This window comes from Bradyrhizobium sp. WSM4874 (genome assembly GCF_055811835.1).
The window spans coordinates 174,878-196,079 of the sequence record NZ_JBVVPR010000012.1 but is presented as its reverse complement, the minus strand read 5'-3'; the positions used below and the strand labels follow the sequence as shown (position 1 = coordinate 196,079).

Here is a 21,202-nt window from a genome sequence, read left to right as displayed (position 1 = left end):
ACTGCTTGCTTGTGCCGAACCAATAAGGAACTCTCTTAGGGAACTCTAGGGCGTCGTCAGGCTTTGCTTCCGAAAGGGAGAAATCACATGACTGGTCTCAGCGAAGAAGAGATTCGAAACCGGGCCTATCACCTCTGGAAGGAGGCCGGCGAGCCCGCGGGCACGATGGACACCTTCTGGTACGAAGCCGAAAAGGAGCTTCTCGCCGAGCGGACCAAGCAAGGCGAAATGCCGCCCGGGATGACCGACAATTTGCCGGTCTGACTTGCTGGTCTAAGAGGCGAACAGAGGCGAGCGTTGACAGTTCTCAAAGCAGCCACCCGGCGTAACACCCGGGTGGCTGCTTTGCAGTTCGGGCCACCGTTCGAATGGAGTCGCCTCAAAGAAAAACCCCGGGCTTAGGGACCGGGGTTCTTCAAGCTGGCCGGCCGCGTCGCGACGTGCCGCCAGCACCACTGAATTCGAATTGACAACGCGAGCCGGGTAAATTCGTTCCGTCGCTAGTCCGGCGACACGGACACGTCGATGATCGCCGGGGTATCGACCTGGCGCTCGCGCCAGACGACGAGATCGCATTTGGGATTGAGCCACTGATATTCGGAGCCGCGCGCTTTCAGGTGCGCAAGCGCTGCATCATGTGCGGCGGTCTGGTCTGGCGCTTCGACCATGATCTCCACGGTCTCCTCGATCTGACGCACCACTTCGACGGCGTAGAATTTTCTGGTCACGGTCCCTCGCTCCGGAATGACTAACGGGGAGGGCGATGGCGCGTTCCCCAAAAGAAAAACCCCGCGCTTTCGCACGGGGCCTTCTTGGCTGGCGGCGATGGGATTTCAGCGCCTGGCCGCCGGCCGTGGCTCGAACTTAAGGTTGAAAACCCAAAAAGCAACCGCGCCGGCGCGCGGAAGACTCAAGGCGATGTGCCCAGCGAATTTCGCGGGCAAGGGGCTGGACTTTTTGTTCCCACTTTGTTCTAGTGAGACGTCTGATTTGGCGGCAACCATTCTGTTGGAGGTGCCCATGACTGTCGAGAAACAACGGGAAGTGATCAGGCTCTGGAATCAGCTCAGGAAGCTCGAGGGTCCGGCCGCGGAAGAGCTCCGCATCCAGATCCTCGAATGCTTTTCGGAGAAGGACCTGTCGGGGAAGGACACTGTGAAGCGAGCGGCGTGATGAGCGTCGCACTGCGCCGATGATAACGGGCAGTCGCGCCTGCCTTCACCGATCGTTAGGAATTGTTTTGCGCCGACTTCTCGACTCCGATTCGTTCTTTGCGAACGAAATGGAGTCGGATGCAGAACAAGCCGTGCCTTCTGTGTCGATGCGGGACACGCGCTTCCTAACCAAGCCAGCGTGATGCTTCGCACGGTCCCGTCCGCGTGTCCTCGCTACGAGATCAGGCGAGGGAGACGCGACATGGATGCGTGCTGGTTTCTCGAGATGTTCGCCGAGATCGCAAAAGTGTTTTGGTACGATCGGCACCCGCGCTTGCGCAAGGGCAGGCCATCGGTGCCGCAAGTGCCACCGCGCTCGAAATCCGAAGACGCGATGTGAGCGCGCGATCGTTGGCGACTGCGCTCGTTTGCGTGCAAACGAATTCTTAAGGCTTGCTTCGCGCCGATTTCCGCGATTCCGATTCGTTCTTCGAGAACGAAAGGAAAGCGAAGCTGGAACAAAGCCGGACGGCGGATTAGCACAAGGCCTTGGCTTTCGCGTAAGCCTGAAGCCGCTCGCCGAGTTCTGAAGACGCGTGTTCTGAAGACACGTGTTCTGAAGACGCTTAGCGAACTCCTAATGGAAGATTGCCGCGAAGCCGATAACCCTATTCGGTTAGGTTAAAAGCGCAATCGCGTTGCGCTTGCTGCCACGCGCGATAGGTGTGTCTGGCGATAAGCGACTTTACCAACCAGCAATTTTGCCAAGAACGAATTCATGACACCTTTTTCAGAACCGAGCTTTTATCAGGGCGACCGCCACACCTACCGGCGGGTCGCCATCGTCGGCACGCTCTTTTGTCTGGCATTCGTGGTGATCAGCTTCTCGCTGCGGCCGCAGCTCGAGGACACGCGTGTCGCGGTCAAGGCCGACAGGCTGATGCGGACTGCGGGCCAGGCGCCGCACGCGAATTAGCGGTCGTCGCTGGAGATCTGATGGTCGGCGGAATTGCCCGGGCACGCGGTGCCGTGTGAGGCGAGCGCCACGAAGCCGGCATAGCCGGACAGGTTGAGCAAGACTTCGAGCCAAACGGGCATGGGGGCCTCTTTTCTCCTTGAAGGCTACGCCAACGTGTGCGCGAAGCGCATGTTCCCGGACGAGAAGAACGGCACCTCAAAGCGGCGTGGTGGGGTCGAGCCGCCGGCCGAGGGCGCCTACGGACTCGCTCGACGGCTGTTCCCTAAGGAACTCGGCAATGGCCCGCGCCAGTTCGCCGTCGCTCATCGGCGTCGGCGGTGGGCGCAGCGTGCCGACACCGAAATTGCGGACGATCTCGTCGTAATGCTGATCGCCTGATCTGGGAACGAGCCTGCGGATACGGGCCAGCAATTTGGATATCGGCACTTTATCCTCCTCGGCGCTCCCCTTTGGCAGCAATTGTGGTGCATTGCCAATGCTGTGCGTGAAACTGAAAACCCCGCCAGCATCGGTGATGCTGACGGGGTCTTTCGTGCTGTTGCCTCTACCGGATGGCGGAGGCTTCCGCACTCGAAGAAGCAATTCGTGGAACGCGCGCCCGTTCCATGCGTGGTCGCAATTATTCCGAGCTCGGTTCCACAGGCTTACGCGCAACCATCGCAACGCGCGGGCGTTGTCTGTGCGAGATACGAAGGAGGACATTTATGATCAGGAAGACACTGGCAGTTCTGGCTACCGTTGCGGCCGTCGGCGTGACCACGATCGCGGCGCCTGCGCCCGCCGAGGCGCGCGGCCGCGGCATCGGTCCGGGCCTCGCATTCGGCCTCGCCGCCGGCGCGATCACCGCGGGCGCTGTCGCCGCGTCCCATCCTTATGGCTACGGCTATGGCCCGGGATATGGCTACTATGGCCGCCCCGCCTACGCTTACGGCCCTGGTCCGTACGCCTATTACGGCGATGGACCGTACTACCGCCACCATTATTACCGCCACTGGTAACGGCTGAACAAACGAAAGAGCCCGGAGCAACGCTCCGGGCTCTTTTCATGTTGTTCGGCGAGCTGGTGTCTCACGGCCAGAGCGAGGGCCGCTCTACCTTGCGAGCGTTGTCGAGCGTCGAGACGAAATACTCGTCACGCTCGCGTTTGAATTTTTCCTGGGTGGCACGGAAGGCGGCGACACGGGCGGCGATCTCTTCGCGTTCGCGGATTTTGCGTTGTTCGTCCTCGGTCATGTCAAATCCCCTCTGCACGTGAGTATGTGTCCTACTGAACTCAAGCACTGCCGCCGCAATCACGTTGAGTCGCGTCAACACATGCATTGGCGCTTCTGATTGGGGCGTCAATGGGGAGGAGGCATTGCAGGATTGTGATAAGCGAGGGTCGGAAAAAATTGCCGACCAGTCCTTGCACGGCGGTGGATAACAGCGTCAACAATCTTGTCGCTTGCGCATGTTGCAGCTAGCGCAAAAACAAATCAGAAAAACCAATCGACTAGGCAAAAACGGCAAAGCAAAACGGGAGGCCGCGTTGATTGCATCGGATCTTCGCAGCGGCGTCGAGCGTCTCGGCGACATGATCGCCGAAGCCAAACGGATCGTGCCGTTCACCGGCGCCGGCATCTCGACCGAATGCGGTATCCCCGACTTCCGCTCGCCGGGCGGAATTTGGACACGCAACCGCCCGATCCCGTTCGACGAGTTCGTCGCCAGCCAGGAGGCGCGCGACGAATCCTGGCGCCGGCGCTTCGCGATGGAGGAGGTTTTTGCGGCGGCGAGGCCCGGCCGCGGCCATCGCGCGCTCGCCTCGCTCTACCGCGCCGGCAAGGTTCCCGCGATCATCACCCAGAACATCGACAATCTGCACCAGGCCTCGGGCGTCGCCAGCGACCACGTGATCGAACTTCACGGCAACACCACTTATGCGCGCTGCATCGGATGCGGGCAGGCCTATCCGCTTGATTGGGTGAAGCGCCGCTTCGACGAGGAGGGCGCCGCGCCCAACTGCACCGTGTGCGACGAGCCAGTGAAGACCGCCACGATCTCCTTCGGCCAGACGATGCCCGAAGACGAAATGCAGCGCGCCACCGCGCTGTCGCAAGCCTGCGACCTTTTCATCGCGATCGGTTCCTCGCTGGTGGTATGGCCGGCCGCGGGCTTTCCGATGATGGCGAAGGAATCAGGTGCACGCCTGGTGATCGTCAATCGCGAGCCGACCGAGCAGGACGACATCGCCGACCTCGTGATCCGCCACGACATCGGCGAGACGCTCGGGCCCTTTGTCGGTAATTGAGGCAGCAATTTGATTCGCGGCTGTGCAAGCTGTTCATAGGTTCCGCCGAATCTCTTTTTTGTCTATGCGTCGCAACCGGGAGTGTTATCTTTTGAGTCGAAAGATTCGCGTCGCGTCGAGTTGAGAAGATTCTCTAAAGACGCGTGATTCGGCGCCGCCATTCAGGCGGGTTGCATGGCATGTGTGGGGTCCGGGGTTATGGGGTCGTCGGACGGATTTGAGTCCAAGAAGGTCGGAGTTCCCGCCGTGGGCGAACACGGCGGTGGCGGTCGCGACAGCGCTCTCAGTCCGTTCACCGGACTCGGTGAGAGCAGCGCCAACCTCGTCGAGGTTCATGGCGTCATCAAATGGTTCGATGCCTCAAAGGGCTACGGCTTCATCGTTCCCGACAATGGCTGGCCCGACGTGCTCCTGCACGTTACCGTGCTTAGGCGCGACGGCTTCCAGACCGCCTATGAGGGCGCCCGCATCGTCGTCGAGTGCATCCAGCGCGCCAAGGGCTACCAGGCGTTCCGCGTGGTCTCGATGGACGAATCCACTGCGATCCATCCGGCGCAGATGCTGCCGCCGCGTACCCATGTTACGGTGACTGCGACCAGCGGGCTGGAGCGGGCCCAGGTCAAATGGTTCAATCGGCTGCGCGGTTTCGGCTTCCTCACCTGCGGCGAGGGCACGCCCGACATCTTCGTGCACATGGAGACGCTGCGCCGCTTCGGCATGACCGAGTTGCGGCCCGGCCAGTATGTCCTGGTCCGCTTCGGGCCCGGCTCCAAGGGCATGATGGCGGCCGAGATCCATCCCGAGACGGGATCGCCGGTCTCCTCCCACTGATCCAATTCCCGCGATCGTGAGCAGGAGTGCGCTGGCTGGCCGGCGCGCCTCTGGCTTTTCCGGAGGCTGCCGCGTAAGGACTGGTCCAGTCCCACGCCTCGAGTGCCATTCATGAATTTCGATCGAAAGGCCGTCTTCGCCGTTGCGAAGGGCTGGCTTGCCGCCATCCTCGTCATCGCCAGTTGTGCCGTTGCGAGCGCGCCCGTCCGCGCCGCCAGCTTCCAGCCGCTCGAGATCGTTACCAGGAACGGCGTGCAGGTGTTCTCGGTCGAGATCGCGACGACCGAGGAGGAGAAGCAGACCGGCCTGATGTACCGCAAGGAACTGGCGGACGGAAAAGGCATGCTGTTCGACTTCAATCCCGAGCAGGAGGTGTCGATGTGGATGAAGAACACCTACGTCTCGCTCGACATGATCTTCATTCGCGCCGACGGCCGCATCCTGCGCATCGCCGAAAATACCGAGCCGATGTCGACAAAGATCATCTCATCCAGGGGGCCCGCGCGGGCTGTTCTGGAGGTGGTGGCGGGAACGGCGCAGAAATATGGAATCCGCGCCGGCGACCGCGTCGGCCACCCGCTGTTCGGCAGCAAGTAGGCGGGAAGGGGATTATTGCCCCGTCCTGGCGGTCTCTTGGGAAGCTTGCTGGTGCTTTTGGAAGGCTTGCTGGCGCTTTGGGAAGCGTGTATCGACGGGGCTCGCCGGACATTCGGGGTATAGCGCAGCCTGGTAGCGCGGCAGTTTTGGGTACTGCAGGTCGTTGGTTCGAATCCAGCTGCCCCGACCAGTCCGGAGTTGGGTCGGAACCGCACCAGAGAACAGCAACCATTCGGCGAGGCGCGAGAAGATCCAGGCGAGAGCGCAAGCAGCCGAGCATGGCGCGCGTTCAGTGCCGATGCCGGGAGCTGCCAAAAGCCTTCCTAAACCCTCGGCCCTCATTCTCTGCGCAACGCGACTTCCGCGCGATTTTTCAAGGCATTGGGCGGGTCGGGCGGCGCGGAAATCGTAAAACTTTGTCGAACCTTTAGGCGTCGCCCTAGACATATAGGTGTTGGGGGATTTCAGCGCCCAATGCCTAACGGACGCCGCCAAGCGATGATATTCCGCTTGCGCGGCGTTGCGCTTTTCCAACCATCAGTTCGTCGCGTACCAGCCGAACGGAAACGGCAGGAATGGCCAGGCCAGCTGATTGTCGTTGGCGGCCTTCCGCGGCTCTTGCTCCGGCGTCTTCGCGAGCGGAGCAGGCGGCGTCGATCGCAGCGCCAAGCGCAGACATGCACATTGCAAATTCATCGTGGTGGCCCCCGCCTATCAATAGTTTTCAAAAATTCGCGTCAGCCCGGAAATAACCGCGCGCCCTCAAAAAACGACGCGCTCATTCTCAAATCGCACACAGTCTAGGAAAATCGGCGACCGCTTTCAACCGGTCTTGCCGCGCGCTCACAGGAAGTAAGGTTGATCGGTTAGGTTAAGGGCGAGCGGTTGTTGCGGCCGCCTTAGTGGCTGTTATCAGATCGGTCCGGCTCGCGATGGGCTGCCTGAAACTCGTGCTCACACGACATCACAGTTCGTCGCAGCGCTCGTATCCTGTGAGTTCTGCATCATGTCTTTCGATCGCGACGTCCGAACCATCGGTCCGCAGGCGAGCTGGACCGAGATCTGGCACCTCTGGACGGTGCTCGTGCCGCGCCGCTCGATCAACGGGCAGCTCGTTTACGGCAAGGTCTGGCGCCGCCACGATGGCCGCGACTGGATCTACAAGAAGTTCACCGAGTACGACAGCGAAGCGGCGGCCTGAAGCGGCGCCGCTGTCGTCCGGCGTGGTATCGCTGCTGCCCCTTCAAGCGGCCTTTGCGGCCGCAGGCTTGGGCGGCGGCGGCTTCAGCGGCTTGTCCTGCCTCTTCGACCAGGAGATGTAATAGGCCACCGTCGTCATGATCGCGATGCCGGCGACGCTGACGAAGATCTGCGCGAGCAGCGAGCCCGAGCTCATCGACAGTTCGAAATGACCGACGAAGGACAGGAACACGCCGACGCAGAACACGGCGAGCGACTGCTGGCCGCACACGATGATGGGGTCGAACCCTTTCCATTCCAGGCCCGGCCAGTCCTTCGGCACGAAGCGGATCACCAGGATCACGATCACGACGAAGTGGATGAAGCGGTAGGGCGCGAGGTTGGTCTTGTCGTTAGGGTTGAACGCCGAGAACAGCCATTCCGGGAACATGCCGCCGAGGGTCGGGAAGCGGCCGGCCATGGTCATGATCAGCGCGAACAGCATGTAACCGAGACAGAGCCACAGCGTGACCGGCGCGTTGATCAACGTCATCGAGCGCCGCGCGCCGCCCAGGGCGCACCAGGCGCCGAACACGAACAGCACCTGCCAGGCATACGGGTTGAAGTACCACTGTCCGGCCGGATAGGCGTTCAGGTTCAAACCGAAATGGCGCGCCGTCAGCCACAGCACGATGGACAGTGCCATCGTCAGGTCCGGCTTGCGCAGCATGAACCAGAGCACCGGCGGAAACAGCCCCATCAGCACGATGTAGAGTGGCAGCACGTCGAGATTGAGCGGCTTGAAGCGCAGAAACAGGCCCTGGCGCAGCGTCTCGGTGGCGTTGTCGACCAGGCCGGCGACGTTGAACTCGTTGATCATCTCGGAATCGCCGAAGCGCAGCGCCAGATAGCTGATCGAGGCGATGTAGATCACGAACAGGATGATGTGGGCGACGTAGAGCTGCCAGACCCGCTTGGTCAGCCTTGTGGCGCCGACCAGGAAGCCGCGCTCAAGCATCATCCGTGCATAGACGAAGGAGGCGGTGTAGCCGGAGATGAAGACGAACAGATCGGCGGCGTCGGAAAAGCCGTAATTGCGGGTGGTGATCCAGTTCACCACGTTGTCGGGGATATGGTCGAGGAAGATCGCCCAGTTCGCAATGCCGCGAAACAGGTCGAGCCTGAGGTCACGGCCCTTCTCGGGGAGCGTGGCGTTGATATTCAGGAAGGACATGCGACGGGAGCTTTCGGAGGGGACGGACAGGGAGAGGTCAACGAAGCAGGGCCGCCAGGCGAGATCCCGGCGCGGAAGGCGGGTACGCAATTGTCACGATGCAGCATAATGATTATACCCATCGGCGAGGCATCCCGGGGGCCGGAATCACCGATCAGTTCCCAAAAGGTGTCTCTATACTATGCCCGCGGTTTCCACCAACTGCTACCGTGACGCATCGAAATCGAACGAAAAGACGAACAAGAGGCCCGGACCATCCATGACCGCACGCATTTTCAAGCCCGCCAAGAACGCGATGCAATCCGGCCGGTCGAAGACCAAGGAATGGCAGCTCGACTACGAGCCCGAGCAGCCGCGCGCGGTCGAGCCGCTGATGGGCTGGACCTCGTCCGGCGACATGAAGCAGCAGATCACGTTACGCTTCCACAGCAAGGAAGAAGCTGTCGCCTATTGCGAGCGCAAGGGTATCGCCTACCAGGTAATCGAGCCGAAGGAATCGGTGCGCCGGCCTGTCGCCTATTCCGACAATTTCTCGTTCCGCCGCGGCGAGCCCTGGACGCATTGAGGGCGGGCCGCGCGTCGAGACTCTCGTTATGCCTGGGCTTGCCGTCTTCGCTGAAGCTTCGCCGGCCCAACACCGAATGCCCGACGAAGCCTTGGCGGAGCCGGGTCCCGGGCATCTACGTTTTTAGCCTCCGCGTGAAAGCCCGCGGCTGGCCGGGACAAGCTCAGGCAACCACGCGGGTTCTTCCCATCGTCCTGCCCTTGGCAGCCATTCCGCTCCGTGCTTCGCTGCCGCGCATAAGACGAGCATGACGAGGTGGGCTATGGCGGGGCGTGACCAGCTCGACGGCGTCGATCTGAAAATACTCTCCGAGTTGCAGCAGGACGGGCGGGTTCGCAACAACGAGCTAGCGCTCCGCGTCGGGGTGTCCGGGCCCAACTGCGTGAGGCGGCTGAAATCGCTGTTCAGCCGCGGCGTGATCCGGGCGGTGCGCGCCGTCATAGACGAGCGGCTGCTCGGCTACGAGGTGGTGTCGTTCGTCTCGATCCAGCTCGGCAGCCAGGCCCAGCCGGTGCTGGCCGCGTTCGAGAGCTCCATCGCCGCGATCCCGCGCATCCAGCAGTGCTGGCGGATTTCGGGAGACACCGACTATCTTCTCAAATGCGTGGCGCCGAGCGTCGAGAGCATGCGCCAGCAGCTCCTACATTTCGCCGCGATGCCGAACGTGAAGAACGTCCGCAGCTTCCCGGTGCTGGGCGTGGCGAAGGACGTACCGCTACCGTTGCAGGAGATCGCGGCGGCAGGATAGTTCGGCGGCGACGGATCCCAAACGTGGCTCGCACAACGAGATCCGGAAATCGAAGGCGCGGGATGATTCCGTTATCGGGAAACAGGTTCGGATAAGACGGATAAAAAGATTAGTAACTCACCTAACTGTGACATGTGATTTGGGAAGTCCTGCAATGCGCCGAGACGTGATTGCCGGTTCCCGGCGCCGGCCTACATGCGAAGTGTGAACCTCAGCCTGCGTCGCATGCCGAGGCCTCTTTGTGGGACCCTGAAGCAGGAAAGACAACATGATCTCGACCTCGAAGACGTTCGTCGCATCCGCTGCGACGCTGTTTGCCTCTGCGTTTCTCATGATGACCGCGCCGGCTGCCCAGGCGGAAGACTACTGCATCACCAATGGCGCCCAGGCCGCGCACGGTTGCGGCTATCCGACGATGGAGGCCTGCCGGGCGGCGGCCGGCGGCATCGGCGGCTCGTGCTCGCAGAGCGGCGGCGCGAAGACTTCGACCGACGCGCTGGCCTTCCAGCCGAAGCAGACGCAGTCGCGCACCAAGCTCCGCCCGGGCGGGCAGACCAACTCGAACTGATCGGGACCGGTTTCGAAATGTTGCGGCCTCCGAGTTGGATCTCGGAGGCCGCAACAGCATGACAGGCCGCGCGTCAGCGATACCTGCCGCGAAACTCGCGAGGTGAGGCGCCGGCCCAGGTGCGGAAGGCGCGGGAAAAGCTTTTCTCGTTGCGGAAGCCGGCGATCTCCGCGATCCGCTTGATCGGGCTACGACCGCGCATCAGCTCCTGCTTGGCGAGCTCGAATTTTGCTTCTTCCTTGAGATCGCGCAGCGAGGTCGATTCCTCGCGCAGGCGCCGGTGCATGGTGCGGGTGGAGAGTGCCAGCTCGCTCGCGACATCCTCGGCTCCGAGACTGCGTCCGCGCGCATTGCGGAGCACGCGGCGAACGCGCTCGACCAGCAGCCGGTCGCGCCGATAGGGGAGCACGGTCAGCCGCAGCGCGCCCTTGAGCATGTTGTCGAGGTCCGCCGCGCTACGGGTGAGCGGCAACGACAGATAATGCTTGTCGAAGGTGATGGAAGCGCGGTCCGCATCGAAGCGGATGTTTCGGCAAAAGATGGTCGGATAGACCGAGACATGGCCGGGCTCGGGGTGCGGAAATTCCGCGGTGCGGAGCGCGATCCTGGAATCCACAGCCCAGCAGGAAAAGCCGAGGACATAGCGGAGCAGGGTGACCAGGCAGAATTCGCGTAGAGGTCCGAGGTCGGCCAGTTCGCGGATGGACACGACCGCGGTCTCCTCGCCGACCGCGAGATCGAGCAGCACGTCCTCGGTAAGCAGACGATGGTGCCGACACCAGCGCTTGAGCGCGACCTCCAGCGTCGGGGCGGTGATCGAGGCGCGGCACAGCATGCCGTAGGTGCCGAAGGGCAGCCGCCGCGAGAACCAGCCGAGCGCCTCGTCATCGAGCTCGCGCATGGCGTGGCCCGCCAGCGCCTCGAACTGGCCGGCCGTGACCCGCCCATCCGGAGAATTGACAAGGTCTGGCGTTACCTGACCCCGGCTCAGCGCCTCGGTCGGATCGCGGCCGTAGCGTTCGTAAGCGGCAACGACGCCGCGGACGAAGGCGGCAGGGGTCACGGCACGGCGCGGGATCGCAGTTGCGACTTGAAAAGGCATCGGAAATCCTCTGGGAAAATCCTCGCCAAGTTTGGCGGAAAATGCAACCTTTTCGACCGCAGAAGGGCCCCGATGCCGCTAGGTTCGGTCCCCAAAATACGGAGGAATCGCCTTGAATATCCCGAGCATCGATTTCGATCTGGGTGAAGACATCAGCATGCTGCGCGACACGCTGCGCGCCTTCGTGGAGGCGGAGATCGCCCCGCGTGCCGCCGATATCGAGAAAGCCAATCTGTTCCCGGCGGACCTGTGGAAGCGCCTCGGCGACCTCGGCCTGCTCGGCATGACCGCGCCGGAGCAATATGGCGGCTCCAACATGGGCTATCTCGCCCATATCGTCGCGATGGAGGAGATTTCGCGCGGCTCGGCCGCGGTCGGGCTCTCCTACGGCGCCCACTCCAATCTCTGCGTCAACCAGATCCGCCGCAACGGCAATGATGCGCAGCGCGAGCGCTATCTGCCAAAGCTGATCTCCGGCGAATATGTCGGCGCGCTCGCGATGTCCGAGCCCGGCGCCGGCTCTGATGTCGTCTCGATGAAACTGCGCGCCGACAAGCGCGGCGACCGCTACGTGCTCAACGGCTCGAAGATGTGGATCACCAATGGCGGTGATGCCGACGTGCTGGTGGTCTATGCCAAGACCGATCCCGAAGCCGGCCCGCGCGGCATGACCGCCTTCCTGGTCGAGAAGGGGGCCAAGGGCTTCACCCATGGCCAGCATCTCGACAAGCTCGGCATGCGTGGCTCCAACACCTATCCGCTGTTCTTCGACGAATGCGAGGTGCCGGAGGAGAACGTGCTTGGCAAGGTCGGCGAGGGCGTCAAGGTGCTGATGTCCGGGCTCGACTATGAGCGCACGGTCCTCTCCGGCGGCCCACTCGGGATCATGGCGGCCTGCATGGACGCGGTGGTGCCCTACATGCACGGGCGCAAGCAGTTCGGGCAGCCGATCGGCGACTTCCAGCTCATGCAAGGCAAGCTCGCCGACATGTACGCGACCTGGCAGGCCACGCGCGCCTATGTCTACGCGGTGGGGCGTGCCTGCGACCGCGCCGATCATGCGCGCAGCTTGCGCAAGGATGCGGCGGCTGCGATCCTCTATTCCGCCGAGAAGGCGACGTGGATGGCGGGCGAGGCGATCCAGGCGCTGGGCGGGGTCGGCTACACATCCGAATTTCCGGTCGGACGTCTGTGGCGCGATGCAAAGCTCTACGAGATCGGCGCCGGCACCTCGGAGGTCCGGCGCATGCTGATCGGGCGCGAATTGATGGCCGAGACGGCTTAAAACCTTCACGCAATTGGAATCAACATGCCGCTCCATTCCAGCATCGATACGTCTTCATCGGACTTTGCACGCAATTCCGAGGCCATGCGCAGCCTCGTCGCGGATTTGCGCGAAAAGCTGAGCCAGGTTGCCGGCGGCGGCGGCGAGGTCTCGCGCAACCGACATACGTCGCGCGGCAAGATGCTGGCGCGCGAGCGCGTCGACCTGCTGGTCGATCCCGGCACAGCGTTCATGGAGCTGTCGCCGCTCGCCGCCTATGGCCTCTATGGCGGCGACGTGCATTCGGCGAGCGTCGTCACCGGTGTCGGGCGCATCGCGGGCCGCGAATGCGTGATCGTCGCGAACGACGCCACCATCAAGGGCGGCACCTATTATCCCATGACCGTGAAGAAGCATTTGCGCGCGCAGGACGTGGCGCGGCAGAACAATCTTCCCTGCGTCTACATGGTGGATTCCGGCGGCGCCTTCCTGCCGCTGCAGGACGAGATCTTTCCGGACGAGCGTCACTTTGGCCGCATCTTCTACAACCAGGCGCAGATGTCCTCGCAACTCATTCCGCAGATTGCCATCGTGATGGGGTCCTGCACTGCGGGCGGCGCCTATGTCCCCGCGATGTCGGACGAGAGCATCATCGTGCGCAATCAAGGCACGATCTTTCTCGGCGGGCCGCCGCTGGTGAAGGCGGCGACGGGCGAAGTGGTGACCGCGGAAGAACTCGGCGGCGCCGACGTGCATTCGCGGCAGTCGGGCGTGACCGATCATTATGCTCAGAACGACGCGCACGCGATCGGCATCGCCCGCCGCATCGTCGGCACGCTGAAGCCATCCGTGCGACCGAACCTCAACATGCATCCGCCGCGCGATCCCTTGTTTGCGGCGGAGGAGATCTACGGCGTGGTGCCCGTCGATGGGCGCAAGCCGTTCGACGTGCGCGACATCATTGCGCGCGTCGTTGATGGTTCCGAGTTCGACGAATTCAAGAAGCTCTACGGCACGACGCTGGTCTGCGGCTTCGCCCACATCTGGGGTTTTCCAGTCGGCATCATCGCCAACAACGGCATCCTGTTCAGCGAGAGCTCGCTGAAGGGGGCGCACTTCATCGAGCTATGCTGCCAGCGCGGCATTCCGCTGGTGTTCCTGCAGAACATCACGGGCTTCATGGTCGGTAAGAAATACGAAGCCGGCGGCATCGCGCGGGATGGTGCCAAGCTCGTGACGGCGGTGGCGACCGCCTCGGTGCCGAAATTCACCGTCGTGATCGGCGGCTCCTACGGCGCCGGCAATTACGGCATGTGCGGCCGCGCCTACTCGCCGCGCTTCCTGTGGATGTGGCCGAACGCGCGCATCTCGGTGATGGGCGGCGAGCAGGCCTCGATGGTGCTGAGCCAGGTCCGCCGCGACAATATCGAAGCCAAGGGCGATAGCTGGTCGAAAGAAGACGAGGAGACATTCCGCAGCCCGATCCGCGCGCAATATGAGAGCCAGGGGCATCCATACTATGCGACCGCGCGGCTGTGGGACGACGGCGTGATCGACCCGGCCGATACAAGGCTGGTGCTCGGCCTCGGCCTCTCGGCGGCGTCGAATGCGCCGATCGAACCGACGAAATTCGGCCTGTTCAGGATGTGATGCGATGGACCGCTCAAAGCTCTACCGTCGTTTTCGCACTCTCCTGATCGCCAACCGCGGCGAGATCGCCTGCCGCGTGATCCGCACCGCGCGCGCCATGGGCCTGCGCACGGTCGCGGTCTATTCCGAGGCGGACCGCGGTGCGATGCATGTCGCGCTCGCCGACGAGGCCGTGCTGCTCGGGCCCGCACGCGCCCGCGACAGCTACCTCAATGCCGAACGGCTGATCGAGGCCGCGCGCAAGACCGGAGCGGAGGCGATCCATCCCGGCTACGGCTTCCTGTCGGAGAATGCCGAGTTTGCGCAGGCATGTTTCGACGCGGGTCTGGTCTTCGTCGGCCCGACTGCCGCGATGATGACGGCGATGGGCTCGAAGTCCGGCTCCAAGGCGCTAATGGAGAAGGCCGGCGTATCACTGGTGCCCGGCTATCACGGCGAGGCCCAGGACGATGCGACGTTGGCGAAGGCGGCCGAGAAGGTCGGCTTTCCCATCCTGGTGAAGGCGTCCGCAGGCGGCGGCGGACGTGGCATGCGCATCGTTCGCTCCGCGGACGAGCTCGCGCCTGCGATCGTTAGCGCCAAGCGGGAAGCAAAAGCGGCGTTCGGCGACGACCGCATGCTGATAGAAAAATACGTCGACAATCCCCGGCATATCGAGGTGCAGATCATCGGCGATAGCCATGGCAATCTGCTGTCGCTGTTCGAGCGCGAATGCACGCTGCAGCGCCGCCATCAGAAGGTGATCGAGGAGGCGCCGTCGCCGACGCTCAATCCTGCCCAGCGCGAGACAGTCTGCGCAGCCGCGCGAAAAGCGGCCGGTGCGGTGAGCTATGTCGGCGCCGGCACCATCGAGTTCGTCTCCGACGGCAAGGACGTGTTCTTCATCGAGATGAACACCCGCCTTCAGGTCGAGCATCCCGTGACCGAGCTGATCACAGGGATCGACCTGGTCGAGTGGCAGCTCCGCGTTGCCTTTGGCGAGGCGCTGCCGCTCAAACAAGATGAGATCAAGCTCAACGGCCATGCTGTCGAGGCTCGGGTCTACGCGGAGAACCCGACCAAGAACTTCATGCCATCGGTTGGAAAAATTTCGACTTGGCGCCTGCCGGCGGGAACCGGGGGATTGCGCATCGACTCCGGCTATCGCGAGGGCGATACGGTCTCGCCGTACTACGATGCGATGCTGGCAAAGATGATCGCCTGGGCGCCGACGCGGGATGTCGCGATCGAGCGGCTGAACCGCGGGCTGGAAGAGTCCGACGTTCGCGGCATCGTCACCAACATCCCGTTCCTGTCGGCGCTGATGACGCATCCGAAGGTGAGGGCGAACGCGATCCATACCGGCTTCATCGAACGAGAGCTGGCGGTCCTGACGCAGGCGCCGCCGACGCCAGGCGAGCTCGAGCTGTGTGCCGCGGTGGCTGCGATCGTCAATGATGAGCGGCAGGCCGCGCAAGGCGAGGCGAGCTCGCCCTGGCAGACCTTTGGCTGGATGCCGGTCGGCCGCCGCCAGCGCAACTTTGCCTTTCGCGTTGGCCACGGGCCGGAGCAGAAGGTTGTGCTGAACTACGGCAGCGGCCCGTCCACACTGGTGATCGGCGAACGCGAGTTGGCGTTCACGATCGCGGCGAAGGGCGGCGGCTTCGACCTGACCCTCGACGGCGTCAAATCGTCGGTCGCGGCCGTGATCGATCGCCATGAGCTGTATTTGCGCACGCGCAACGGCCGCTTCGATCTGCACTGGGTCGATCCGTTCGGCGGCGAGATGGAGGAGCAGGCCGGCGCAGACAAGATCGCGGCGCCGTTGCCGGGCACCGTCGTCGCCGTGCTGGCGGAGGAGGGTGCCAACCTCGAGAAGGGCGCGCCGATCCTCACCCTGGAAGTGATGAAGATGGAGCAGACGCTGCGGGCGCCCTATGCCGGCGTGCTGAAGTCCATCAAGTGCAAGGTCGGCGACATCGTCCAGGAGGGCGTCGAGCTCGCCGTGGTCGAGCCTTCCGGAGAATGAGATGAGCGATCAGGTCCGCATCATCGAAATGGGGCCGCGCGACGGCTTGCAGAACGAGAAGACGGCGGTCAGCGTCGAGGCCCGCATCGCCTTCATCGAGGCGCTGGTTGCCGCCGGCCTCAATACAGTCGAGGTCGGCGCCTTCGTCTCGCCCAAGGCGATCCCGCAGATGGCGAGCTCCGACGCTGTGCTGCGCGGCGTCAGCCACCTGACTGGCGCCGAATTCCACGTGCTGGTGCCGAACGAGAAGGGCTATGACGCCGCGCGCGCCGCGGGCGCGAAGGTGGTCTCCGTGTTCGCCGCGGCCTCCGAGGGCTTTTCGCGGGCCAACATCAATTGCACGGTCGCCGAATCCATCGAGCGGTTTAGGCCCGTGCTGGCGCGCGCCAAGGCCGATGGTGTCAAGGTCCGCGGCTATATCTCCTGCGTGCTGGGCTGTCCGTTCGACGGCGAGATCAAGCCGAAGGCGGTGGCCGATCTCGCCACCACGCTGTGGGAGCTCGGCTGCTACGAAATCTCGCTCGGCGACACCATCGGGGTAGGCACGCCCGAAAAGGCCAAGGAGATGCTGCGCGCGGTCAGCGCCAACATCCCTCCCGCCAATCTCGCGATGCATTTCCACGACACCTATGGCCAGGCACTCGCCAATCTGTATGCGGGCATGGAGGAGGGCGTCCGGGTCATCGACGCCGCCGCCGGCGGCCTCGGCGGTTGTCCGTACGCGCCGGGTGCGACCGGCAATATCGCGACCGAAGACGTCGTCTACATGCTCGAGGGCATGGGCGTCAGGACGGGCGCCGATATGGACCGGTTGCTGGCGGCGACGAACGAGATGAGCGCGGTGCTGGGCAAGCCGCCGGTGAGCCGCGTGGCGTCCGCGCTGAACGCGAAGAAGAAGCGCGCCGCTTCCTAGTTCTCCGTCATTGCGAGCGCAGCGAAGCAATCCAGAGTCCCTCCGCGGGAAAAGTCTGGATTGCTTCGTCGCAAGAGCTCCTCGCAATGACAGCAGAGAGAGCTCTTGCAGGATCAGGCTGCCTTCAGCCCGACATCGGGCAGGCGCGGCCGGCTCTTGAGCGCCTTCACCATCATGGCCTCGACCTCGGCCTTCTCCTGCGGCAGCAGCGCGAGGCGGGGCGGGCGCGTCAGCGCGGTGCCGCGGCCCATGATGTGCTCGCACAGCTTGATGCACTGGACGAGGTCCGGGCGCGCATCGAGATGCAAGAGCGGCATGAACCATTCGTAGAGCGGCATCGCCTCGGCAAAGCGCCCCGCCTTGGCCAGGCGAAACAGCGTCTCGCCCTCGCGCGGGAAGGCGTTGGACATGCCGGAGACCCACCCCACGGCGCCCATGGCGATGCTCTCGACGATGACGTCGTCGAGGCCGGCGAACAGCACGAAACGATCGCCGACCATGTTCCGTGTGTCGATGAAGCGCCGAGTATCTCCGGAGGAATCCTTGAAGCAGACGACGGTCTCGACGTCCGCGAGCGTGGCCAGGATGTCGGGAGTGACGTCGTTCTTGTAGATCGGCGGGTTGTTGTAGAGCATCACCGGCAGGTCCGTCGCGGTGGCGACGGCGCGGAAATGCGCGGCGGTCTCGTGCGGCTTGGACGAATAGACCAGGGCTGGCATCACCATCACGCCGTCGATGCCGACGCGCGCGGCCTCCTTCGCGGTTTCAACCGCAAAGGCCGTGGTGAATTCGGCGATGCCGCACAGCACGGGCACGCGGCCGGCCGCGACGGACTTCGCGGTCTCCATGATCGCGACCTTCTCCTTGCGCTCCAGCGAGGTGTTCTCGCCGACCGAGCCGCAGACGATCAGGCCGGAGACGCCGTCACGGATCAGCCCGTCCATCACCTTCGCGGTCGCGTCGATGTCGAGCGAGAGATCGTCGTGGAATTGCGTGGTGACGGCCGGGAAGACGCCTTCCCAGGAAACGCGGCGGCTCATGGTTTGACTCCGAGTGGATTTTGCCGGCGGGAGGCTGGATCCGCCGGGTGTTTGGAAGGGGATGACTGTGGGGTTAAAGCGTCGCGCCGACCTTGCGCAACTCGGCGAGGACAGGTGCCTTGGGCAGCCAGATCTTGTCGAACTCGGCAATGACAGCTTCGGTATCGCCGGCTGGCACCTGGCGGATCGGGATCGGGGCGTTGCGGAAATTCTCGATCAGGGTGGGCTCGTTGGAGGCCAACTCGTCGATCTGCGCATCCAGCGTCGACTTGACGGTCTTGGCGATCAGCTCGCGGTCGGCGGCGGGGAGCGACTGCCAGACCCGGCCCGACACCACTGCGGCCATCGGCATGAAGACGGCGTTCATCTGCAGGATCACCTTCGATACCTTGTCGAAGCGCTGGTTCCAGGAGAATTCGAGGTCGGCTTCGAGGCCGTCGACCTGACCGTTGGCCATCGCATCGAACACCTGCGGAGTCGGGATTGGCGTCGGGGCTGCACCCAGCGAAGAATAGAAATCGCGATAGACCGGCGTCGGATTGATCCGCAGCTTCATGCCCTTGATGTCGGCGAGCGAAGTCAGATCCCTGGAGGAGAATACCGCCCGCATCCCGGTGATGCCCCAGCCTAGCCCGATCGTCCCGGTCTCCTGCGGCAGCACCTCGAACAGCTTGACCGCCGCCGGATGCCGCACGAATTTCGCGACCGCAGGGGTCGAGCGGACGATGTAAGGCGCGTTGATCGCAGCGATGTGCGGCACGCGCGAGCCGAGCTCGGCGGCCTGGATGAAGCCCATGTCGAGCGCGCCGGACTGCAATTGCTGCATCATCGCGGGCTCGTTGCCGAGTTGGCCGGAGTGGAACACGGTCAGGGTCAGGCGGCCGTTGGTAGCGGCTTTGAGGTCTTCGCCAAATTTGAGTGCGGCCTTGTTCCAGGAATGGCCGTTCGGCGTGATCAGGCCGAGGCGGAATTCCTTGGACTGGGCGAGCGCCAGCGACGGCGCGAACACCGATGCGGCGGCGCTGGCTGCGAGAAAGCGGCGGCGTGAAAGCGGCATGGTCGGGCTTCCTTTTTGACGGGCCTATTTGATGAGGATCAGCGAGAGCGACGGATAGAGCGAGAGCAGCACCAGCAGGACGCAGGAGATGACGAAGAAGGGCAGGGTCACCATGAACATCTTGCCGGGCTTGGCGCCGGTGACGGCGGCCGCGACGAAGAAGCAGAGCCCGACCGGCGGGGACAACAGGCCGAGAACCAGGTTGATCACCACCACGACGCCGAAATGCCTGGGATCGATGTGATAGACGTCGATTGCGACCGGCAGCAGGATCGGCACCGTCATGATCAGGCCGGGAATGCCGTCGATCACTGTGCCGATCACCAGCAGGATGACGTTGCAGATCAGCATGAAGCTGATCGGGTCCTTGGCTGCCGTCTGGATCCAGGCGGCGGTTTCCTGCGGCACCTTGCCGAAGATCAATACCCAGGAGAACACCGCCGCGGCGGCCACCAGGAACAGCACGATCGCCGCATAGATCGCGCTGCGCAGCATCATCTGCGGCAGCTGCGAGAATTCGAACTCCCTGGTCCAGAACTTTCCGACCAGGGCTGCGGCAACGGCGCCGACGGCGGCGGATTCCGTCGCGTTGGCGAGACCGCCGAGGATGGTGCCGACGATGACGATCGGGATCAGCAGGGTGGGCGAGGTCCGCAGGATCGTCGCCACGCGCTGCCGCGGCGTCTGATAGTCGGCGCGCGGATAGTTGTAGATGTAGCCCATCAGGGCGATGACGACGCAGAACATCACGGTGAGGATCACACCCGGCACGATGCCGGCGATCAACATGTCGCTGACCGAGACCTGCGCGAGCACGCTGTAGACCACGAACATCACCGATGGCGGAATGATCGGGCCGAGCATGCCGCCATAAGCGGTCAGTCCCGCCGCAAACGTCTTGTCGTAGCCCTTCTTCTCCATCTCCGGCACCATGATCTGGGACATGATCGCGACCTGTGCGGTCGCCGATCCCAGGATCGAGGAGATGAACATGTTGGCGAGGATGTTGACGTAGGCGAGCCCGCCCTTGAGCGAGCCCACGAAGGCCATCGCCATGTCGACGATGCGCCGCGTGATGCCGCCGCCGTTCATGATCTCGCCGATCAGGATGAAGAGCGGAATGGCGATCAGGCCATAGCTGTCGACGCCGCCGAATAGCTGGAGCGGATAGGACTGGAACAGCACCGGATTGCCGGACGCCGCGATGTAGACCAGGCCAGCGAGACACAGACAGAGGCCGATCGGCACGCCGACCAGCATGATCGCGAGAAAGGCTGCCGACGTGATCATCAGTTGACCCCGTCGAGTTCGGAGAGCGCAAAGCCCTTCGGTTGCGTGCGCGGGACCAGCTCGAGGTCTTCCAGCAAATTGGCGAGGCCATGCACGGTCATCGACACCGCGAAGATCGGCAGCGTCAGATAGAGCACCCAGGTCGGCCAGTTCAGCGTCTGGGTATGCTCCGTGTAGAGGAAATTGAAGGTCTGGGCCGCCAGCTTGCGCCCGTCGAAACCGGCGCGGGCAAGGCCAATCGGGTCCATCCAGAGCACGCAGGTGACGATCAGAGCGAGGCCGAACACGACGACGAGGCCGGTCGAGATCACCTTCGCGGTCTTCCGGATGCGGGGCGAAAGACGTTCCGTCAGCATCGTCACCGCGAAATCGAGCCGCAGTCGCGTCATCGCGGATGCTCCGATGAATGTCAGCCAGACCACGCAATAGACCGCGGATTCGTCGATCCAGTAGATCGGAAAATGCGAGTAGCGGGTGACGACGTTGACCAGGATCAGGCCGGTGAGCAGGTACATCAGGCCCATCAATGCGATGCGCTCGACGGCGAGCAGGGCGCTCGAAGCGCGGACGATCATGCGTCGAACGCCGAACGCGCGCGTGGCCGGCATCGTCTGCTCGATCATGAAGAGGCCCCATTGCCCGCAAGATTTGTCGTGCGATGGCCGAATGTATAATTTATACATTTTGGCTGTCAAATGGAATTGCGGGCTGCCTCGAAGGCGTGCACGACCTT

General features: G+C 63.3%; 26 protein-coding genes and 1 tRNA gene. 17 read left to right on the top strand and 10 right to left on the bottom strand.

All coding sequences use genetic code 11. The features are described 5' to 3' along the window. Nucleotides 1-87: 87 nt before the first annotated feature. The gene (locus AC0L3P_RS15620; RefSeq protein WP_473302648.1) at nt 88-264 is read left to right on the top strand and encodes a DUF2934 domain-containing protein; all 177 of its coding nucleotides are present in this window, start codon (nt 88-90) and stop codon (nt 262-264) included. 236 nt (nt 265-500) lie between these two features. On the opposite strand, the gene AC0L3P_RS15615 is transcribed toward AC0L3P_RS15620, so the two are convergent. Further along, the gene (locus AC0L3P_RS15615) at nt 501-728 is read right to left on the bottom strand and encodes a hypothetical protein (protein ID WP_354054641.1); all 228 of its coding nucleotides are present in this window, start codon (nt 726-728) and stop codon (nt 501-503) included. A 292-nt stretch (nt 729-1,020) separates the two neighbouring features. Here AC0L3P_RS15615 and AC0L3P_RS15610 point away from each other — a divergent pair, with 292 nt between their 5' ends. The 3 genes from AC0L3P_RS15610 to AC0L3P_RS15600 all read left to right on the top strand — a co-directional run bounded on the left by AC0L3P_RS15610 (nt 1,021) and on the right by AC0L3P_RS15600 (nt 2,130). Then, nucleotides 1,021-1,173, top strand: a complete 153-nt coding sequence (locus tag AC0L3P_RS15610) for a hypothetical protein (protein ID WP_275174559.1) — start codon at nt 1,021-1,023, stop codon at nt 1,171-1,173. A gap of 243 nt (nt 1,174-1,416) precedes the next feature. After that, a complete protein-coding gene (locus AC0L3P_RS15605; RefSeq protein WP_354237395.1) occupies nt 1,417-1,554 on the top strand; it encodes a hypothetical protein in 138 nt (45 codons plus the stop codon). 378 nt (nt 1,555-1,932) lie between these two features. After that, complete coding sequence (locus AC0L3P_RS15600) at nt 1,933-2,130, top strand: hypothetical protein (RefSeq protein WP_275174558.1); 198 nt, start codon at nt 1,933-1,935, stop codon at nt 2,128-2,130. On the opposite strand, the gene AC0L3P_RS15595 is transcribed toward AC0L3P_RS15600, so the two are convergent. Both AC0L3P_RS15595 and AC0L3P_RS15590 read right to left on the bottom strand, forming a co-directional pair. Next, complete coding sequence (locus AC0L3P_RS15595) at nt 2,127-2,252, bottom strand: hypothetical protein (protein ID WP_473302642.1); 126 nt, start codon at nt 2,250-2,252, stop codon at nt 2,127-2,129. The genes AC0L3P_RS15600 and AC0L3P_RS15595 overlap by 4 nt on opposite strands. Before the next feature lie 76 nt (nt 2,253-2,328). Next, nucleotides 2,329-2,559, bottom strand: a complete 231-nt coding sequence (locus AC0L3P_RS15590; protein WP_473302639.1) for a hypothetical protein — start codon at nt 2,557-2,559, stop codon at nt 2,329-2,331. Between the two features lie 278 nt (nt 2,560-2,837). Between AC0L3P_RS15590 and AC0L3P_RS15585 the strand changes: the two genes are divergently transcribed. Then, nucleotides 2,838-3,131: a hypothetical protein gene (locus AC0L3P_RS15585; RefSeq protein WP_473302637.1), complete on the top strand. Its 294-nt coding sequence runs from the start codon at nt 2,838-2,840 to the stop codon at nt 3,129-3,131. A gap of 70 nt (nt 3,132-3,201) precedes the next feature. On the opposite strand, the gene AC0L3P_RS15580 is transcribed toward AC0L3P_RS15585, so the two are convergent. After that, entirely contained in the window at nt 3,202-3,366 is a 165-nt protein-coding gene (locus AC0L3P_RS15580; protein WP_007610153.1) for a hypothetical protein, read from the bottom strand. A gap of 295 nt (nt 3,367-3,661) precedes the next feature. On the opposite strand from AC0L3P_RS15580, the gene AC0L3P_RS15575 reads away from it, so the two are divergent. From AC0L3P_RS15575 to AC0L3P_RS15555, 5 genes are all read left to right on the top strand, one after another. After that, on the top strand, nt 3,662-4,423 hold the full coding sequence (locus AC0L3P_RS15575; RefSeq protein ID WP_473302633.1) for an SIR2 family NAD-dependent protein deacylase: 762 nt from the start codon (nt 3,662-3,664) through the stop codon (nt 4,421-4,423). Nucleotides 4,424-4,621: 198 nt separating this feature from the next. Further along, entirely contained in the window at nt 4,622-5,254 is a 633-nt protein-coding gene (locus AC0L3P_RS15570) for a cold-shock protein (RefSeq protein ID WP_018457757.1), read from the top strand. A 111-nt stretch (nt 5,255-5,365) separates the two neighbouring features. After that, a complete protein-coding gene (locus AC0L3P_RS15565; RefSeq protein ID WP_473302629.1) occupies nt 5,366-5,851 on the top strand; it encodes a DUF192 domain-containing protein in 486 nt (161 codons plus the stop codon). A gap of 113 nt (nt 5,852-5,964) precedes the next feature. Continuing rightward, nucleotides 5,965-6,041, top strand: a tRNA-Pro gene (locus AC0L3P_RS15560). An 816-nt stretch (nt 6,042-6,857) separates the two neighbouring features. Further along, the gene (locus AC0L3P_RS15555) at nt 6,858-7,052 is read left to right on the top strand and encodes a hypothetical protein (RefSeq protein ID WP_354203554.1); all 195 of its coding nucleotides are present in this window, start codon (nt 6,858-6,860) and stop codon (nt 7,050-7,052) included. A gap of 42 nt (nt 7,053-7,094) precedes the next feature. Here the strand turns inward: AC0L3P_RS15555 and AC0L3P_RS15550 are convergent, their stop codons facing one another. Beyond that, complete coding sequence (locus AC0L3P_RS15550) at nt 7,095-8,264, bottom strand: OpgC domain-containing protein (RefSeq protein ID WP_473302626.1); 1,170 nt, start codon at nt 8,262-8,264, stop codon at nt 7,095-7,097. A gap of 259 nt (nt 8,265-8,523) precedes the next feature. On the opposite strand from AC0L3P_RS15550, the gene AC0L3P_RS15545 reads away from it, so the two are divergent. The 3 genes from AC0L3P_RS15545 to AC0L3P_RS15535 all read left to right on the top strand — a co-directional run bounded on the left by AC0L3P_RS15545 (nt 8,524) and on the right by AC0L3P_RS15535 (nt 10,145). Continuing rightward, entirely contained in the window at nt 8,524-8,829 is a 306-nt protein-coding gene (locus tag AC0L3P_RS15545; protein WP_247499210.1) for an ETC complex I subunit, read from the top strand. Between the two features lie 262 nt (nt 8,830-9,091). Continuing rightward, nucleotides 9,092-9,577: an Lrp/AsnC family transcriptional regulator gene (locus tag AC0L3P_RS15540; RefSeq protein WP_007591345.1), complete on the top strand. Its 486-nt coding sequence runs from the start codon at nt 9,092-9,094 to the stop codon at nt 9,575-9,577. Between the two features lie 268 nt (nt 9,578-9,845). After that, the gene (locus tag AC0L3P_RS15535) at nt 9,846-10,145 is read left to right on the top strand and encodes a DUF3551 domain-containing protein (protein WP_354203549.1); all 300 of its coding nucleotides are present in this window, start codon (nt 9,846-9,848) and stop codon (nt 10,143-10,145) included. Nucleotides 10,146-10,218: 73 nt separating this feature from the next. On the opposite strand, the gene AC0L3P_RS15530 is transcribed toward AC0L3P_RS15535, so the two are convergent. After that, nucleotides 10,219-11,247 carry an AraC family transcriptional regulator gene (locus AC0L3P_RS15530; protein WP_473302623.1) on the bottom strand — a complete coding sequence of 343 codons (1,029 nt, stop codon included), beginning with the start codon at nt 11,245-11,247 and terminating at the stop codon, nt 10,219-10,221. 157 nt (nt 11,248-11,404) lie between these two features. Between AC0L3P_RS15530 and AC0L3P_RS15525 the strand changes: the two genes are divergently transcribed. From AC0L3P_RS15525 to AC0L3P_RS15510, 4 genes are read left to right on the top strand one after another with little or no spacing between them, the layout of a single operon-like run. Continuing rightward, entirely contained in the window at nt 11,405-12,532 is a 1,128-nt protein-coding gene (locus tag AC0L3P_RS15525; protein WP_473302680.1) for an isovaleryl-CoA dehydrogenase, read from the top strand. 24 nt (nt 12,533-12,556) lie between these two features. Then, nucleotides 12,557-14,161 carry a carboxyl transferase domain-containing protein gene (locus AC0L3P_RS15520; protein ID WP_473302621.1) on the top strand — a complete coding sequence of 535 codons (1,605 nt, stop codon included), beginning with the start codon at nt 12,557-12,559 and terminating at the stop codon, nt 14,159-14,161. A 4-nt stretch (nt 14,162-14,165) separates the two neighbouring features. Then, entirely contained in the window at nt 14,166-16,169 is a 2,004-nt protein-coding gene (locus tag AC0L3P_RS15515; RefSeq protein ID WP_473302619.1) for an acetyl/propionyl/methylcrotonyl-CoA carboxylase subunit alpha, read from the top strand. Nucleotide 16,170: 1 nt separating this feature from the next. After that, a complete protein-coding gene (locus AC0L3P_RS15510; protein WP_473302617.1) occupies nt 16,171-17,082 on the top strand; it encodes a hydroxymethylglutaryl-CoA lyase in 912 nt (303 codons plus the stop codon). Nucleotides 17,083-17,195: 113 nt separating this feature from the next. Here AC0L3P_RS15510 and AC0L3P_RS15505 read toward each other — a convergent pair whose 3' ends face one another. The 4 genes from AC0L3P_RS15505 to AC0L3P_RS15490 form a co-directional block, all read right to left on the bottom strand. Further along, nucleotides 17,196-18,122 (bottom strand): dihydrodipicolinate synthase family protein, encoded by a 927-nt coding sequence (locus AC0L3P_RS15505; RefSeq protein WP_211395907.1) that lies wholly within the window; start codon nt 18,120-18,122, stop codon nt 17,196-17,198. A gap of 73 nt (nt 18,123-18,195) precedes the next feature. Then, nucleotides 18,196-19,179 (bottom strand): TRAP transporter substrate-binding protein, encoded by a 984-nt coding sequence (locus AC0L3P_RS15500; protein ID WP_473302615.1) that lies wholly within the window; start codon nt 19,177-19,179, stop codon nt 18,196-18,198. 24 nt (nt 19,180-19,203) lie between these two features. Then, nucleotides 19,204-20,469 carry a TRAP transporter large permease gene (locus tag AC0L3P_RS15495; RefSeq protein WP_473302613.1) on the bottom strand — a complete coding sequence of 422 codons (1,266 nt, stop codon included), beginning with the start codon at nt 20,467-20,469 and terminating at the stop codon, nt 19,204-19,206. Beyond that, nucleotides 20,469-21,077 carry a TRAP transporter small permease gene (locus tag AC0L3P_RS15490; RefSeq protein ID WP_473302678.1) on the bottom strand — a complete coding sequence of 203 codons (609 nt, stop codon included), beginning with the start codon at nt 21,075-21,077 and terminating at the stop codon, nt 20,469-20,471. The genes AC0L3P_RS15495 and AC0L3P_RS15490 overlap by 1 nt, the downstream gene beginning before the upstream one ends. Nucleotides 21,078-21,202 lie beyond the last annotated feature (125 nt).